The sequence below is a fragment of the Photorhabdus laumondii subsp. laumondii genome, from assembly GCF_003343245.1.
Classification (GTDB): domain Bacteria; phylum Pseudomonadota; class Gammaproteobacteria; order Enterobacterales; family Enterobacteriaceae; genus Photorhabdus; species Photorhabdus laumondii.
The window spans coordinates 1,995,765-2,012,570 of sequence record NZ_CP024901.1 but is presented as its reverse complement, the minus strand read 5'-3'; the positions used below and the strand labels follow the sequence as shown (position 1 = coordinate 2,012,570).

The 16,806-nt window shown below is 41.7% G+C and carries 12 protein-coding genes and 1 pseudogene; all 13 read left to right on the top strand.

Features of this window, described 5'->3' with window-relative positions; genetic code table 11:
* Positions 1-17 precede the first annotated feature (17 nt).
* Entirely contained in the window at positions 18-1,193 is a 1,176-nt protein-coding gene (locus tag PluTT01m_RS08770; RefSeq protein ID WP_011145970.1) for a phage tail sheath family protein, read from the top strand.
* Between the two features lie 35 nt (positions 1,194-1,228).
* Positions 1,229-1,687 carry a phage tail protein gene (locus PluTT01m_RS08765; RefSeq protein WP_011145969.1) on the top strand — a complete coding sequence of 153 codons (459 nt, stop codon included), beginning with the start codon at positions 1,229-1,231 and terminating at the stop codon, positions 1,685-1,687.
* A complete protein-coding gene (locus PluTT01m_RS08760; protein WP_011145968.1) occupies positions 1,684-1,863 on the top strand; it encodes a DUF5908 family protein in 180 nt (59 codons plus the stop codon). The genes PluTT01m_RS08765 and PluTT01m_RS08760 overlap by 4 nt, the downstream gene beginning before the upstream one ends.
* Positions 1,850-2,533 (top strand): CIS tube protein, encoded by a 684-nt coding sequence (locus PluTT01m_RS08755; RefSeq protein WP_011145967.1) that lies wholly within the window; start codon positions 1,850-1,852, stop codon positions 2,531-2,533. The genes PluTT01m_RS08760 and PluTT01m_RS08755 overlap by 14 nt, the downstream gene beginning before the upstream one ends.
* A complete protein-coding gene (locus tag PluTT01m_RS08750; protein ID WP_011145966.1) occupies positions 2,530-4,131 on the top strand; it encodes a phage baseplate assembly protein V in 1,602 nt (533 codons plus the stop codon). The genes PluTT01m_RS08755 and PluTT01m_RS08750 overlap by 4 nt, the downstream gene beginning before the upstream one ends.
* A 12-nt stretch (positions 4,132-4,143) precedes the next feature.
* Entirely contained in the window at positions 4,144-4,590 is a 447-nt protein-coding gene (locus PluTT01m_RS08745; RefSeq protein ID WP_011145965.1) for a GPW/gp25 family protein, read from the top strand.
* Complete coding sequence (locus PluTT01m_RS08740) at positions 4,587-5,003, top strand: hypothetical protein (protein ID WP_011145964.1); 417 nt, start codon at positions 4,587-4,589, stop codon at positions 5,001-5,003. The genes PluTT01m_RS08745 and PluTT01m_RS08740 overlap by 4 nt, the downstream gene beginning before the upstream one ends.
* A 76-nt stretch (positions 5,004-5,079) precedes the next feature.
* Positions 5,080-7,782 (top strand): baseplate J/gp47 family protein, encoded by a 2,703-nt coding sequence (locus tag PluTT01m_RS08735; RefSeq protein WP_011145963.1) that lies wholly within the window; start codon positions 5,080-5,082, stop codon positions 7,780-7,782.
* The gene (locus PluTT01m_RS08730; RefSeq protein WP_011145962.1) at positions 7,775-10,654 is read left to right on the top strand and encodes a baseplate wedge protein; all 2,880 of its coding nucleotides are present in this window, start codon (positions 7,775-7,777) and stop codon (positions 10,652-10,654) included. Before PluTT01m_RS08735 ends, PluTT01m_RS08730 begins: the two co-directional genes overlap by 8 nt.
* A 142-nt stretch (positions 10,655-10,796) precedes the next feature.
* Positions 10,797-11,828, top strand: a complete 1,032-nt coding sequence (locus PluTT01m_RS08725; protein WP_011145961.1) for a tail fiber protein — start codon at positions 10,797-10,799, stop codon at positions 11,826-11,828.
* Positions 11,829-11,884: 56 nt separating this feature from the next.
* Positions 11,885-13,564: a contractile injection system tape measure protein gene (locus PluTT01m_RS08720; protein ID WP_011145960.1), complete on the top strand. Its 1,680-nt coding sequence runs from the start codon at positions 11,885-11,887 to the stop codon at positions 13,562-13,564.
* Positions 13,565-13,573: 9 nt separating this feature from the next.
* Positions 13,574-15,658 carry an ATP-binding protein gene (locus tag PluTT01m_RS08715; protein ID WP_011145959.1) on the top strand — a complete coding sequence of 695 codons (2,085 nt, stop codon included), beginning with the start codon at positions 13,574-13,576 and terminating at the stop codon, positions 15,656-15,658.
* A gap of 24 nt (positions 15,659-15,682) precedes the next feature.
* Positions 15,683-16,582: pseudogene (locus PluTT01m_RS08710) on the top strand (hypothetical protein); the annotation flags it as partial.
* Positions 16,583-16,806: the final 224 nt, after the last annotated feature.

Here is a 16,806-nt window from a genome sequence, read left to right as displayed (position 1 = left end):
CTTACAAGGAGACGATAATGGAGATAAAACAGCCGGGTGTCACCGTCACCGAAAGCCTGATATCCCCAGAACCGGATGATGTATTCATCGGTATACCGGTTTTTATCGGTTATACCCCCTCGCCGGTCGATAAAATCGCTATCAAGCTCAACAGTCTGGCCGACTTTGCCCGGTCATTTCCTGAATCAGGATTAATGTACTATTCCGTGCGCCACTTTTTTGAAAATGGCGGCCAGCAAGCCTATGTGCTGTCACTGGGTACGGAGCAACAATTAAGCGATTTTTCGTCATTGATCACCGCACTGCAACAAACGTGGATTACCCAAGCGATTTCCGCGGAGAACGACATTACGCTGATTATCACCCCGGATGCTATCCGATTTAATCAGACAGAGGTTTCCTATATCCAACGTGATCTCTGGTTACAATTTTGGCAATCAGTGCTCAATCTTTGCAAAAGTCGGCGCGGCATTATGGGGTTATTGGATGCCCCGGACAATCCCACATTAGCCGCAGAGTGTTTAAAACAGTTTGCTTCCGCAGATCAACAATGGGGTGCCGTATACTGGCCGCGGCTAAAAAGCGCCTATCAGGACCAAGCGCAAAACCCTATTGTGCTTTCACCTACTGCCGCGGTCGCCGCCGTTATCCAAAATAACGATAACCAACAAGGCGTCTGGACCGCCCCTGCCAACGTTGCGTTAGCCAAAGTGATCAGCCCGGTACACTCTTATATTGAAGCAAATGCCCTGTTTAACCCGAGTGGCACCTCGCTGAATCTGGTTCGCAGTTTTCCTGGCAAAGGCATAAAAATCTGGGGATGCCGAACGTTAGAAAATACCCCCGGTTCCCCCTGGCGCTATATCCAAATCCGCCGTCTGGTTTCCTATATCGAAGCTCATATGACTCAACTCGGCCGGGCCTTCATCTTTGAACCCAATAACGCTATCACCTGGATGAAGCTTAAAGGCCAAGCCTACAACTGGCTGCGTCAGTTATGGTTAAACGGCGGGCTACGGGGTACTCAGGAAGATCAGGCGTTTGAATTGCTACTGGGTGTGGGTGAATCAATGAGTGAAACCGATATCCAGGCCGGAAAAATGATCATGAAAATCAGCCTCGCCGTGTTAATTCCAGCGGAATTTATTGAACTGAGCCTGACATTTGATACCCGTACCGGCACCACCCGCTAAGTTAAACAGAAACAAAAGTTAAACAGAGGCAACATATGAGCAACCTCTATACCCCGTCAGTGTCACACCGTTTTATCGCCAGTTTTCTTTTTAACAACATTCCCAGTCCATTCGATATCGCCTTTCAACGGATATCGGGCCTCAGCCGTGAGTTGCAGACCACCCAACACAGCCAGGGCGGGGAAAATGCCAGAAATACCTGGCTGGCCGAGAAGATCCAGCATGGCAGCCTGTTGCTAGAGCGTGGCGTGATGACGGTGACTCCGCTCACGCTAGTGTTCGATCGCGTCCTGAGAGGCGAAAAAGCGGTCTATGCCGATGTCGTGATTATGTTACTGAATGAACATTCATTACCCACGGCAAGTTGGACATTAAGCAACGCGCTACCGGTGCGCTGGTCCACCAGCGACTTTGACGCCAATAGCAATACCGTCTTGGTGAACTCGCTGGAATTACGTTATCAAGATATGCGCTGGTTAGGAGTAAAAGTATGACCGTCGAAATTAAAGAACTGATTATTCAGGCCAAAGTCACTGATTCCACGAGTAATTCTTCCTCACCACCAACCTTAGCCCAAGAGACGCTGGATAATGCCCGCCTGATTGAAATAGTGAAACGGGAAGTGTTAGAAGCGTTGCGTGAAGCAGGAGTCCATTATGAGCCTAATTGAACGGAGTCTATCCAAACTCACCCTGACCGCCTTTAAAGACCGAGAAGGGAAAATTTCCGTAGGCAGTTTACAGGCGATGTATAACCCTGATGGGATTCAGCTCGATTATCAAACCCGCTATCAACAGGATGAAAGCGTTAATAATGCCAGCCAAAGCAGCCGCTACATGCTATCGCAACCCGCCGGTTTGACATTAGTTCTGTTGTTTGATGCGACTATGCCGGGCAACAACATCCCGGTAGAAACACAATTGGCAACCCTGAAAACCCTGTGTGCGGTGGACGCCAGCACCAGTGTGCCCCACTTCCTTAAAATCAAATGGGGCAAAATGCGTTGGGAAAACAAAGGCTATTTCGCTTGCCGAGCCACTGGTCTCACCATCCATTACACCCTGTTTGACCGGGACGCCACCCCGCTGCGAGCCAGCGCCACTTTATCGCTGATCGCGGACGAAAGCTTGGTTATTCAAGCCACGGAACAGCAGTTACAATCACCGCCGGTTATCGCAGTCAACGTGACCGATATGCTCTCTCTGCCGTTGATTGCATTAGGCGTCAGTGCTGCTCTAGTTGGTGGTATTGATTATCTCGCCCTCGCCAGACAAAACGATTTGGACAATCTGGATGATTTCACTCCCGGGCAAACGCTACAGGCACAGGGGGACGCATGAAGATACCGGCAGTAGACATTAAAATAGCGGGAAAAACCCTCAGCCAGTTTTCTGTGATAAGTTTGACCGTCAACCATCAAATCAACGGTATTCCCTCAGCCAAGATCACTCTCGGCATAGCCGGTGACGCCAACGCAATTTTCGCCCCCCAAGCTCAGGCTGAACTGACAAGCTGTCGGCCCAACCAAGAACTGATCGTGCAACTGCAAGAAACCGTGTTATTCAAGGGGATCATTGTTCGACAAGCACTTAAGTTCAAAGGTCAGGACAGTCTGGTTACCCTAACGGCAAAACATTCACTGCAAAAACTCACTGACGGTTTCCATTCACAGCTATTCAGCCAACAGAATGATGAAGACATTATCAGAAAGCTATTCGATCAGGCAAAGATAACTGTCACGATAAAACAGGTGCCTCAGCTTAAAATTAAACATGAGCAAATGGTGCAGTTTCGCTGTAATGACTGGAAATTCTTAAAAAGCCGACTGGCCGCCGCCAATATCTGGCTGTTGCCCGGTAATGAGGCCGTCACATTAGCGACGCCGGAATCACTTAATCAGTCAACCGTGCATACAATTAAACAACGTGCCGGCGATCAAGACATTGTGCTGTTTGAAGCGGATCTGCAATTTGATAATCGACACAGCCCCAAAACGGTGAGCGTACAAGCCTGGGATATCACACAACAAGAACTGTCTCAGGCCAATCAGGCAGAAAACAGCGGGGTTGGCAGCGGTCAACTCGCGTCAGACAGTTTAGCGACGTTGACCGATCAGGCATGGCAGTGGGTTTTCAGCTCTCCCCAAGATAATGAACAAGCCAAATACCTTGCTCAGGGCATCCTGAATAACCTGCGAAGTGATAACGTTTCCGGCAATTTCGAAGTTGCAGGGGATAGCCGTTATCAGCCGGGCGATCTGCTTGCTCTAAATGGCTTTGGTCAAGGGATGGATGGTCAAGGCATTATCACCGGCGTCAGTCAGACCATCAATCAACGGCAAGGCTGGCGCACCCGGCTAACTTTGGGTTTGTTGCTGGAAACAGAACCGGTGGTCCCGCAGGTTAAAGAGCTGCATGTGGGGATTGTGGAAAAATACCAACAGGACAAGCAGTCACTGGACCGAATTCCGGTCAGGATACCGGCGTTAGATTTAACCAACAGCGTGCTTTTTGCCCGACTGGGTAAACCTTATGCCAGTCATGAAAGCGGGTTCTGTTTCTATCCTGAACCGGGGGATGAGGTGATTATCGGTTTCTTTGAATGCGATCCGCGCTTTCCGGTGATATTAGGTGCTATGCACAACCCGAAAAATAAAACACCAATCGAACCCAGTGAAAAAAATCCAATAAAAACTCTGGTCATTAAACAAGGGGATAATAAACAAGCATTAGTGCTCAATCATCAAGATAAAATCGCCGCCATTAATAGCGGAGAACATTCGTTATCATTGCAACAGGATAAAGATATTACGCTAAAGTCGGCGAAGAATATTATCACCACAGGTCAGAAAATTAATATACAGGCTAAGGAATCCCTATCAGCCACTGGAGAATCCAGCGTCGATATTAAAGGTAAGGAAATTAACCTAACACAATAATAAGGCAACCAAATGACAAATAAAATATTAGCCGATATTTATGGTCGGGGCTGGACATTTCCGCCGCAATTTTTTGTCAAAGATAATTCTCATCCCAAAATACAAACCGGCGTAACAATGGCAGAAGGTGCAGAAAATGTTCGCCAAAGCATGAAAATTCTTTTTCTCACCGAGCCAGGCGAACGGATTATGCGTGAAGATTATGGGTGCGGTCTAAATGATTATCTATTTGCTAATATCAATGATGAATTGATAGCTGAAATTAAAACCCGGATTGAAGAGCGCGTACTGCGCTATGAACCGCGCGCGGAAATCACGGTGATTCAGGTCGATCAGAGAACAGACTTGCTAAATACCTTACATGTCCAGGTGACTTACGCCCTGAGAGGTAGCGATATCAACCAACAGCTTGAAGGCGTCCTTGAAGTGAATGAAGGCCGGGTACAGGTGAACCTATGAGCAAACAACTGGTGGTGGATGGCGACACTCTACTATTTGAACAGTTTTTCGGCAACCGACAGGTGACAATCTTGGAGCCGGCAACTATCCAGGGCAGCGGGCATGCACAAATCCAGAACAAAAAAATTGCCATTGTGGGCGATGAAAAAGAGGTAAAGCTCCAAGCGCAGTATATTACTCCCGATTACCCAACGCCCGGTACAGGCATAGTCACCATTGCCCAGTTAGATGCCAGCCAACAGGCAAATTTTTGTCACAGCCCGGCCGCGGTGATTATTGTCGGTCAGCAATTTACCGCCCGTTTCACTCCGACACAACCGGCGAATAACCCATCGAGTGGCCCGGATGTCACCACACCTAGTATGGGAAAAGGCTATTTTATTGCCAGTCAATATATCGTCAACGCCGGATAAATAACGCCTTTAACCTTATTTTTAAATAATAACGATCTCCTGAAAAACTATATTCAAACCACAGGTGGTAATAAATATGGGACAAGCCGAGTTATATAATAAGCTCTCTGCTATCGTGCCGGATAATGCATTTAAACTTGATGAAAGAAGTGCACTGGATATTTTAAACTGGCTCAAAGAGTACGCCGCAATTATTCCTTTCGATCAAGAGAAAAAACAGTTCTGGGACAGTTTCTACTTTACGCAGGAAAATAGCACTAAGCAATTAGCGGATCTTTACCAGAATGTTAATCAAGCGAATGGTCTTTTACCGGCACATCAAGCTTTTGTATTGGCTTTTTTAAAACTGTTAGAAACACCCAAGGTATTATTTAATACCCTCCCGGCACGACACCGTAATCTTTATTACCGGGAATTATTAGGACTGAACCCCAAAAACGCTCAGGCGGATAGCGTTGCTATCGGCATTACCCTGAATACGAATAACACGGAATTTCTGGTCGCACAAGGCACGCTATTTGATGCCGGGCAAGATAGCGCCGGTAATCCGTTACACTATGCATCAAACACGGATTTACTGGCGAATCAGGGAGCATTAACCGACTTGCGTTGGTATCGAAAAAATAACGATGGTTGGCAATCGGCAATACCACTTAGCCTCTCAGATAACATTAAATTACCGAAAAACGGCATCCAGCTTTTTAGCCCAACAGCCAACGATACCCCGGTGCTATCCGGTTATCTGATTACCTCCTCTTTGTTTGCTATGCCCGCAGGAGAACGTCATATTACATTAACGCTGGAAAATGATTGGCAGGGTAAAGCTAAAAATATCACCGCTAAAATCAGCGCCAAAGATCACTGGTTATCGTTGTCGGTAAATCTTATCGACAAAAAGAATATCAAACTGGGTTTACTCTCCACTGATGATCCTATCAGCCCGCCAGATAACCTTGACGGCATGACATTCGACGTACCGGTATTAAAATTAGGCACCATTCAACAACCCACTTTATCCAAAATTATCGGTATTAAAATCAATGTTAACGGCAACCGCAGTGTGCGCTATGCCTCTGATGACGGAACTGAACAAACAGATAAAACCAGTTTTCCCTTCGGCCAATTGCCATCGTTGGGTTCCGGTTTTAATCTGGTCGCCCCTGAATGGTATGGTTCTGAAAACGCGACGCTTACCTTGACTCCACAATGGGTTGGCTTGCCGACAAAGAGTTTTAAAGCGTGGTATAAAGGGTACACCCCTGAACCCGATAACAGCGTATTTAAAGTACAGGGTTATTTAGTCACACCTCAGGAAAAAAAGACCATTGATGGCCTCCAGTCATTATTTGGCGGAACCGATGCACCACAAGGACAAAGCCTGACATTTACTTTACCGGCAATGAACTACCCTGTTGCAGACAGTCCATCCCCCAATGACTGGCCCGCGTCAGTACGCATAGAATTGGCAGGGCAGGATTTTATGCATGCGCAATACCGGCAAGATCCGACCGGTAAAAATTTACCCTACACTCCGCAAATCAGTGCATTACAAGTTACATTTAACGCCACAATGAAAGCTGAACAATATGCCGTGTATCCTCTCACCCCTTTTGGTTGGGGAAATACGAACGCTGAAACGCCTTCATTCGCTAATGACGCACTCTATTTAGGCTTCACCAATGTGTCACCGGGACAAACCTTATCCCTATACTGGCAATTGGTCGGTATTCAAGAACTTGCGCTATTCTGGTCTTATCTGAATCAACAAAACACCTGGCAACCATTAAACCAACTGGTTCACGATCAAACTCACAACCTGTTTGACCGGGGGACATGGAGTACGCTGTTGCCACAGGACGCATCAAATCAGGCAGCCTTGATGCCGATAGGGCGATATTGGCTGAAAGCGGAGATAATTCAGCAGACCGCCCCTGAGAATTACCCAAAAATGCAAGGCATACTGTATAACGCCACCACTGCCACACTAATCAACGCAGAAACTGTTGAAAATGATCATTTTATCAATGGATTGGCCGCCGACAGCATTAAACAGACCGTCAGCGCGTCCGACGCCATCAGTCATGTGACGCAACCCTGGGCATCCTGGAACGGTCGTCCGAAAGAAACAGAACCCGCGTTTCTCGCGCGAATTCCACCTCGGTTGTCCCATCGTAACCGTGCTTTAAGTTGGGATAACATTGTCACGCTACTGAAAGAGCATTTCATCAGCATATTTGATGTCAAATATCCCGACGCCAATAAATTAACTAGAATCCCGGCACCGAAAGAACAACAACTGATTGTGATCCCTAACAGCCGTTACAAAGATAACGATGATGCGCTGCGCCCAATGCTCAACGCTGCCCGGCTGACAGAAATGGCCAAATGGTTAAGCCAGTTAAGCAGTCCCTGGACCACGCTTAAAATTGACAATCCCAGCTACACTAACGTGCTGATCAGTTATGAACTGGTGTTTGCTGCGGGGATTAATCCCGATTTTGGTCATCATCAGTTACAGCAAGAACTCAGCCGGAAATATATGCCGTGGGCAGAAGACGCTGCAATTAGTGTAACCACCAGTAATCGCCTTGATTACTACCCGTTATTAGCCACGATTCAACAGTCGTCTCTAGTTGAACGAGTCACCAGCTTAACGTTGAAAAAATCCACCCAAACCACAGAAGCAGTGGGTGACAGTGTAGAAGCTGGTGATAATGAAGTGCTGATTTTAGTTTGGTCAAAAAAGAATCCATCAAATAGAGGAGCTGACCATGAGTAATCAAGACGCCCTGTTTTCCATCGTTAAAGACAATATTGCCTTTGATACTTTACTCACTCAAGCTAAGACAGTGATTGAGCAACAATCCGGCCAACTTTGGAGCAATACAGGTGAAAGCGATCCCGGTATAACTTTATTAGAAGCCTGTTGTTATGGCGCGTCTGATTTGGCCTATCGCCTTTCGCTGCCTCTCATCGATCTCCTTACCCCTGAACAGCAAGAACAGACACCGGGCGACGGCATTTTTCCACAGGAATTCGGCCCACAACAAATGCTGACCTGCGGCCCAATTACTGCGGAAGATTATCGCCGGGCCTTATTGGATTTGCATAGCAGCGATAATATTAACAACAAAAGTGAAGGTTATTTTTTCTTTAACGATGTACAGCTAGTTCGTGAACCTGAGAATCAACGCTATGAATACTGGTATAACAAAGAAAAACGTGAATACAGTTTCACTCAAACTCCAGACAGTCAACAGTTGACACTAAGAGGAAACTACTGGCTTTATTTACTCCCGAACCGGGAAACTCAGACTGACAATACACTGGCTCAACAAAATCTGGCCGCTTTCTTAAAAAACAACCGTAACCTGGGGGAATCTGTCAGTAAAATTATCTGGCTACAACCGACGGATTTCTTATTACAGCTTGATATTGAACTGAATGATGATGTTAAAGATACCGCTGACATCTTTGCTAAAGTCTATATGACAACAGAACAGACGGTATTAGCAAAACCATTACGTTATACCACCCAAGCCATGAAAGAATCAGGTTACAGTAATGAAGAAATATTTGCCGGACCCTATTTACATCACGGCTGGATACCTGAATTGCCCACGGCCAAAGATTACACCACGGCTACAGAATTAAAACTCAGTCACTTAGTTAATCGCTTATTGGCTATCCCAGGGATACAAAATATTACCCGGTTAGCATTAGATAACCACGATAAAAACATTTCCCCGCTGTCAAATGACAATTGGTCTTGGACAATCGCTCAGGGCTATTACCCCAGATTATGGGGTAATGATCCATTAAGCTTAATAACTTCACCAACAAGCCCGCTCATTATTACTGCCAAAGGTGGAATAAAAGTCTCCATTTCTAAGCAAGATATAGAAAATAAGATCATTAAAGCGCCATTAATTGAAACACAGCCAGAGTTATTAAACTGGGGAAAACATCGTAAGATCCTGAACTACTATCCGGTCAGCAATAAATTGCCGGCTTGCTATGGATTACAAACCTACGCTGAGACCCAACAACAAATCCACTTGCATCAATTTATGCTGCCTTTTGAACAAATGCTAGCTAATGGCTGCGCTGAACTTGCCATCTTGCCGAAACTGTTAGCCTTTAAACAACGGGGAAATGCGGTATATGGCGCACAATGGCCTTTTAAAGACAATACTGTTGGTTATAAAGTCCACCAGCAAATCATGCCTAATTTAATCAAACAGCTAAATAATGATGCCCAAATCAATAATGATGACGGTATGCATTGGCAAAACTATGCAAAAGAATTGTTAATCCTGAATTATTTGCTGGAGTATTTTGGTACCCATCGCGCAGCCAGGCCACTTACCATAGACTTTCTGGATTTTCTCTCTACTCAACGTGGTTATTTAGCACAGCAACCCGAATTAACCTATCAACGTAATAATATCCGTATTGATCAAGTGTCAGCACTACAAAAACGGATTGCCGCCCGTATTGGTCTGGGAGGAGAATGTTTCAAAGAAAAACCCAACTTGGCTAATCTACCTTTCTATCTAATTGAACATCGTCAGCTATTACCGGTCAAACCTGACAATAAATTCGATAGTGAACAGAAGCCCGATAAGCTGGAAATAAAAAGCGTACCCAATTCTAAAAACCAACAATTAATCATTACCCAAAATGGGACAACGGGCCAGCTATTGCATGGTCAGGTCATTAACTTGATTATTATTGAGGGTGACAGAGAATTTACACTACGAGGCCAAATGATTACCGATATTACGGGAGATACCTTCTCGCTTGACACTCTCAATAGCACTGATTTAGAGCGCAATCTAAATCGAGTAGAACAAGCATTTGAGCAAGGTAATTTACGCTGGCGCAATAGCCCAGTATGGATGGAAGATATGGATTATCAACTGGTTTATGCCAGTGACACATATCAAACTGGCGCAAGAGATGAACGCTGGATCACCTCTAGCACCCAAAGCCCCTTTCCCGCCATGATCGATGTGAATGACGAAATTACGCTGAAATATATTATTTCACCCGATGAGTCATCCACAAAAATATTGGCTAATAGTAATTCTCCCACCGATTATCAGCTTAAAGCACGCGTAGTCCAATTCGACCGAATTAAGGGCTGGATATTAATTAAAAAAATATCAGGGCAACAATATGATTTCCCAAAATCAGAAGACGCATGGCGTTATCGTTGGTACTTTTCCAATGAAAAATACGCATTGGCTGACCGCTTTTCATTTATAGTCAGTGTAGTGATTAATCGTCAGCTTATTGAGAATGATAAGATCGACCCTTATAAACTGGAGGCGTGGGTAAAAGTGGAGATCTTAGCTGAATTCCCGGCACATCTTTCCATGATTTTCCATTGGCTATCACCGGAACAATTCAATAATTTTGCTGATACTTATAAGCGTTGGCAAAACAATGGCGCGCCTCTGGGTGATGAAGCCTATAATATTTTAGAAACCTTAACGTTAGGGCGTTTACCTTCAGCGGCAACCGGTACGGGTAATATGCGAATTGCCACCGAACAGCAAAGAATAGAGGTAATTGGTGAGTCAGGTACCGAATGGAATGAAAAGGTAATAAAAGACAATCAGTTATTATATGTTCCAAAAATCTAACCTAAGATTATATAGCACCACAAAAATAGTCATCAATTTCATTGTTAAATAAAATATCCTCTCTGATTGCCATTTTGTGATATGGCAGTATTTAAATGATATTTGAAAAAAATCAATCAATATTATATACAAGGTAATTAAAATGGAAAAAGAATATAATCTATCCAATATAGAAAACACCAATCCTGAATCAATAGGACCTTCAGTAGATGCATTAAAAAATCGCTTTAAAGAAGGCAGTATCCCCCTACAAACTGATTATTCAGACCTGATTAATATTGCTGATATCGGTCGCCAGGCAGTTGGTAAAGCACCCAATCAAATCGATAATCCAAATTCAGGCTTAGTGCTGAATAATGATAGTGGATTAGCAGTAAAGGTTAACATTAGCGGCGGTTTACAAGCGGATAAAGATGGTGTCAGTGTAAAAATCAAGGATAAAAGCCTATTAGCTGATAATAACGGATTATCAGTAAATTATGGCAAAGGGTTACAACTTGATAAAGATAATGACAATAAGCTTACAATCAATAGTCATGACGGTATTGAAATAGTTGCCGGAGGTGTAAAAGTTAAAGCTGGGAATGGTATCACGGTTAATTCAAGCGGCGTCAGTATTGATCCTAACACAGTACTCCCTAGAGGAATGATTGTAATGTTTTCTGGTAAAAGTGTTCCTACAGGCTGGACATTATGTGATGGTAATAATGGCACACCAAATTTAATTGACCGATTTATTTTAGGAGGAAATTTTTCTGGTATTGATGGAAAGAGCAGTACTACCGTTTCAGGTCCTAAAGACAGCAAATCATTTAATTTTAACTCTAATGAAGCTACATTAAATATCAATGGTAAAACAAGTGAGAGATCATTATCTATTGGACAAATACCTAATCATAGCCATCTTAGTGGAATAAATATTGATACAAATATCATGGCTCAATATGGCGCTACTCAGATCGGCAAAACAGATAGAGCTGTAGCCTCATCAAAGAATACCAGCGAGAGATATCTCTATTATTCATCAGGAATACTCTCCTCTAATGGAACGATCGGCCAAAACAGTCCTGAAACACACGATCATGATATTAATTTAACAAACACAGGCAATCATTTCCACAAGAACCAAATAACAACTCCTTATTATATACTTGCTTTCATCATGAAAACTTGAAATTTACTAATCAATTAAAGTTTTAATTATCTATTAATCACAAAGGATATACTAATATGACTTCGGAGCCAAATCTGTTAACCCGGATTACCATTACTATTGAAGCTAATAATTCACAGGTGGCTAAAAAAGTATTACATGGCTCCCTGTTTAATCAAACCAATATAAAAAATTTATTTAATACATTCTTTACTCAATATCCCATTAATCAGGATATCTATTTAGAAACATTAACTCTGGATCTTGGTGAAATAAATTTACATAATTTCAATTCACTATTCCCTGTAAGACTTAATATTGCACTAAATAAAGCATTAAACCAATATCAAATTAATAATCAGGAGAGAAAAATATCCCTAATAAAATCACAATCACAATCACAATCACAATCACAATCACAAGAAATAACCAACAAACCTTATTTATTATATGTCAATAACTCAATTAATATTGAAGTTTTCATTCATTATTTAAATCAAAAAAACTCCGCATTCAATTTAGTAGAGATTAAAAATAATCATAAAAATATTGATATCAATATTCAACAATTAATTAATCAATTAGCTGGAATAGAAGATAAATGGACTTTGTTTTTAGCAAAAAGCTGTTTATCTGAACCAAGTCTGCAACGGTTATTAGCGCTCAAGCAACCCGCCTTATTAAGCGCTATTAACAACAGACTATCCGAAGGAGTAAACAGATCACAATATTTGGGGGAGCCTGTCTCCCCCGGACAACTGATACTCAATGCGTTGCAATATATACAGCTAAATAATACACAGGAGATACCTAAACTGGATGCGAAAGTGCTATCACATATCACCTCTGAATTAGATAACGGTACACTTAATGCAACATCTATTATTACGTTATTTCGCCAGATTATTACTGACAATATTCCATTAAATAATTGGTTAAAACAGATCTGGCAAACTATTACTGTTGCAAAATTTAGTAAAAAATATCTATCAGCTAAAGAATATCAATATTTATCTGAGCATTTTATTTCAGACCATGCAGATAAAGATAAATCTAGCAAGAAATTAGCCGTAACTCATGTTGATATTAAAAATGTTCATAGATATAAATATTCAATAAATCAGGAGACAATATCAGAGAACCAGAAAATATTTTCAGCATCGAATAACCTACATATTACAGGAAATAACTCTAACCCATTACAGACTACCAATAAAGCACGCGATAAATCGGTTTTATTATCCGAACAAACTCTTCCCTATCAGGTAAATAATGCGGGGATATTGGTTTTATGGCCGATGCTACCCGCATTATTTAATCAACTTGGCTTACTTGAAGAACAACGATTTATTCATCATCAAGCCCAATTTAATGCGGTTAATTTACTTAATTATCTGATTTTGGGAGATAAAGAAGTACAGATAAAACAAAATATATTGAATAACGTTCTGTGTGGATTAATGGCTGACGAAGTGATTGAATTAGCCCCCACTGAACCAGAAAAACAATTGATCATAGATCAATGGCTAGATGCCGTTATCAGCCAACTTCCCGGCTGGAAAAAATTAACCCACAATGACGCGCGGCAACTGTTTTTACAACGGCCCGGTCAGTTACTAATAGACGAAAAGGAAATCAAAATCACGGTACAACATCAACCGTTTGATATTCTGTTAGCCGATTGGCCGTGGCCATTAAATATCGCCAAACTTCCCTGGCTGGATTGCCCTTTAAATATTGACTGGCAAAACATTTAGAAGGTTTATATGGACTACCTACTGACAAATACCCCCTGTATTGTGGCTGAATCACACTGGATTTATCCCCATTTGGAACGTATCGATCTACTATTACAGCAATACTATTATAAAAAGAGCGACCAGTACGATTCATTACCGGAAAGTTTTTTATTGACCGAAGATGAAGTCGAACAATGTTTAATATCACCGCAAGGAGTTCCTCATTGGTTAACTAAAGTCAATAATCCTATTTGTTATCCAGAAATTAAGGAAAACCCTTCCCTTGATGCATTATCATTGTTGGTCGAACGTTTTGAACTGACTGAATTTGAGCGTGATGTTTTATTATTAGGTTTATTACCCCATTTTGACAGTCGGTATCATGCGTTATTTGCCGCGCTAAATGGCAATAGTAAAAAACAGTGGCCCAATTTCGCATTGGCGATTGAGTTATTTAGCCAACACCAAAATGACTGGCAATTACTACAAAACAGCTTTTTACCGCAAACACCGTTAATCAATAACCAACTATTACGGCTTAATAATCACGAAGAAGTTATTTGGCTACAAACACAATTCTTAACTCATAACGCTATCTGGCATTTTTTATCGGGACAACGAACACTTTTACCACCTTTGATAAGCTATGCTAATTGGCATACTCCCGCCTCACATAATTGGTATCCACAAACTCTTTATCATTCACTGGAAAAGATATTATTGAATGAAACCGATAAAATACGTCCATTGGTCATACTCAGAGGAAAAGAAGGCAGCGCCAGAGAATTAGCGGTCAGTAATATTATGGCATATCATGGTATTCATACCTTAATCCTTGATTTAGCCTGCCTGCCCGATGAAGAAAACAGTGTCAAAATATCCAGCTTATTAGCGGATGTAATACGGGAAACTCGGTTACATGATGCCTGTTTATTAATCCGCAAATTCTCTTTGCTTGCAGCGGAAAAGAAAATATTACACCACGAATTATCTATTTTACTGAATCAGCCAAAATTACGCGTGGTTTGCCTGGTAGAATCGGGAAATGGATTAGCTTGGCTTAAACATCTACCAATGGTGCAAATTGACATGCCAGTAATGACTTTAGCAGAGAGAAAAACAATACTGAAAGCAAATTTACCGGAGAATGTCGCTCAGGAAATCAATATTACTCAGCTCTGTCAGCGCTTTTCCTTTACCGCGGAAACATTACCGCTCATTCTTGCAGAAGCTCATCAATATCAAATAATTCGACAACCAGAAGATCAAATAAAAGAAATAGACCTGCGTAAGGCATTAAGTTTTCGCGCCCAACAGAATTTCGGTAAATTAGCCCAACGCATAACCCCAAAACTCAGTTTCAATGATTTAGTGGTTTCAGAAACATTAGCGCAACAGTTAAAAGAAATTATCGCTGCCATTCATTACCGTGACCAGATTCTAAGCGCAGGATTTCAGGAAAAAATCAGTTACGGTACCGGTATTAGTGCATTATTTTACGGTGAATCAGGTACCGGCAAAACGATGGCTGCTGAGGTCATTGCTGGTTATCTTGGGGTTGATTTGATTAAAGTGGATCTCTCTACCGTGGTAAATAAATATATTGGTGAAACGGAAAAAAATATCTCTCGTATTTTCGATCTGGCCGAAGCGGATTCCGGGGTGCTGTTTTTCGATGAAGCGGATGCTTTATTTGGTAAACGCAGTGAAACCAAAGACGCTCAAGACAGACATGCTAATATTGAAGTTTCTTATTTATTACAACGTCTAGAGAATTATCCGGGGTTAGTGATTTTAGCCACCAATAACCGCAGCCATTTGGACAGCGCGTTTAATCGCCGCTTTACCTTTATTACCCGTTTTACTTATCCCGATGAAGCATTACGTAAGAAAATGTGGCAAAAAATTTGGCCTGAACAACTGACATTATCCGATGAAATTGATTTTGAACATCTGGCTAAAAGATCTGATTTAACCGGAGCGAATATCAGAAATATCGCCTTATTATCATCCATATTGGCAGCAAATGACAATATTGGACAGATTGAAAATAAATATATAGAACGTGCCGTGATACTTGAATTAAATAAAACTGGCCGCTTGGTATTTTAAAAATTAAGTAGAATTGGAGTCAATATGACAACTATAATTGCTTCTGACAATGCGATTATTGAGATTAATCAAGCATTAAATGATATTCTAATTAAATATTTAGACATTCCCGGTCAAAACATTGATATTCGTTTTGATCTACCCGAAATTAATTCCATTCAATCAGAACCGACAGTCAGTGTATTTCTTTATGAAATACATGAAGATCTACAATTACGCTCTGCCGAATCAAGACGTTATAATCCGGCAACCAATACATTATTACCGGGATGGGTAAATATTAACTGCAATTATTTAATGACTTACTGGGAGCCGAATAAACCATCGAACGACAGCGCCAGCCCGGACAGCCAGCCAGATAATCAGGCGGCACAAGTCATGACGCGTGTTTTAAGAGCATTGATTAACAATCGCCAATTAACCGGTATTCCCGGTGCTTATACCCGGGTTATTCCCCAACAGGAAAATTTAAATAGCTTAGGTAATTTTTGGCAGGCTCTTGGTAATCGCCCTCGCCTCTCTTTACTTTATTCCATTACTGTACCTATGAAACTGAAAAATATTGAAGACAATGTAATCCCAGTCAGTAAAATATCCGCTTCTGTGGATCAAAAACCCAGTCTGGATAATTCACAAATAAACCAAGCTTTAATATACCCTATGGATTTCAAGATGCATCGCGACGGCAAGGGAGTGAATCCCCGGGAGCATAGATAACTATGTGACCGGGGTGAACGAGTGCAGCCAACAAAGAGGCAACTTGAAGGATAACGGGTATAGATAAATTATGCGTGGAATTAGGCGATACAGAAGATGTGCGTCTTGCCCTTGCTAAAGTGAATCTGACAATTGAACCTGATACAGAAAACAATCAAAACCTGGAAAATCAAAATGTTATTGTTAAAGTTTCGGGTATTACTAGCGTAACTTATTTACCACAAATAAAAGATACACTTACCAAATGGAAAAGCAGTCAAGAGGCTATTGTTAAGATAAATGGTGTCGGCATTGTTGTTTCTAAAGAAAATGCGGATAAGTTAATTGGGATTTAAAATTAATTTTTATACTAAAATAACAAACAATCATTCACCTAATAAATAATTATTTATTAAAATTAATTATTTTTAATATTTTTATTTTATTTTCCC

Coding starts and splice junctions, on each gene's coding strand:
- PluTT01m_RS08770 (WP_011145970.1), top strand. CDS start 18: ATGGAGATAAAACAGCCGGGTGTCACCGTCACCGAAAGCCTGATATCC.
- PluTT01m_RS08765 (WP_011145969.1), top strand. CDS start 1,229: ATGAGCAACCTCTATACCCCGTCAGTGTCACACCGTTTTATCGCCAGT.
- PluTT01m_RS08760 (WP_011145968.1), top strand. CDS start 1,684: ATGACCGTCGAAATTAAAGAACTGATTATTCAGGCCAAAGTCACTGAT.
- PluTT01m_RS08755 (WP_011145967.1), top strand. CDS start 1,850: ATGAGCCTAATTGAACGGAGTCTATCCAAACTCACCCTGACCGCCTTT.
- PluTT01m_RS08750 (WP_011145966.1), top strand. CDS start 2,530: ATGAAGATACCGGCAGTAGACATTAAAATAGCGGGAAAAACCCTCAGC.
- PluTT01m_RS08745 (WP_011145965.1), top strand. CDS start 4,144: ATGACAAATAAAATATTAGCCGATATTTATGGTCGGGGCTGGACATTT.
- PluTT01m_RS08740 (WP_011145964.1), top strand. CDS start 4,587: ATGAGCAAACAACTGGTGGTGGATGGCGACACTCTACTATTTGAACAG.
- PluTT01m_RS08735 (WP_011145963.1), top strand. CDS start 5,080: ATGGGACAAGCCGAGTTATATAATAAGCTCTCTGCTATCGTGCCGGAT.
- PluTT01m_RS08730 (WP_011145962.1), top strand. CDS start 7,775: ATGAGTAATCAAGACGCCCTGTTTTCCATCGTTAAAGACAATATTGCC.
- PluTT01m_RS08725 (WP_011145961.1), top strand. CDS start 10,797: ATGGAAAAAGAATATAATCTATCCAATATAGAAAACACCAATCCTGAA.
- PluTT01m_RS08720 (WP_011145960.1), top strand. CDS start 11,885: ATGACTTCGGAGCCAAATCTGTTAACCCGGATTACCATTACTATTGAA.
- PluTT01m_RS08715 (WP_011145959.1), top strand. CDS start 13,574: ATGGACTACCTACTGACAAATACCCCCTGTATTGTGGCTGAATCACAC.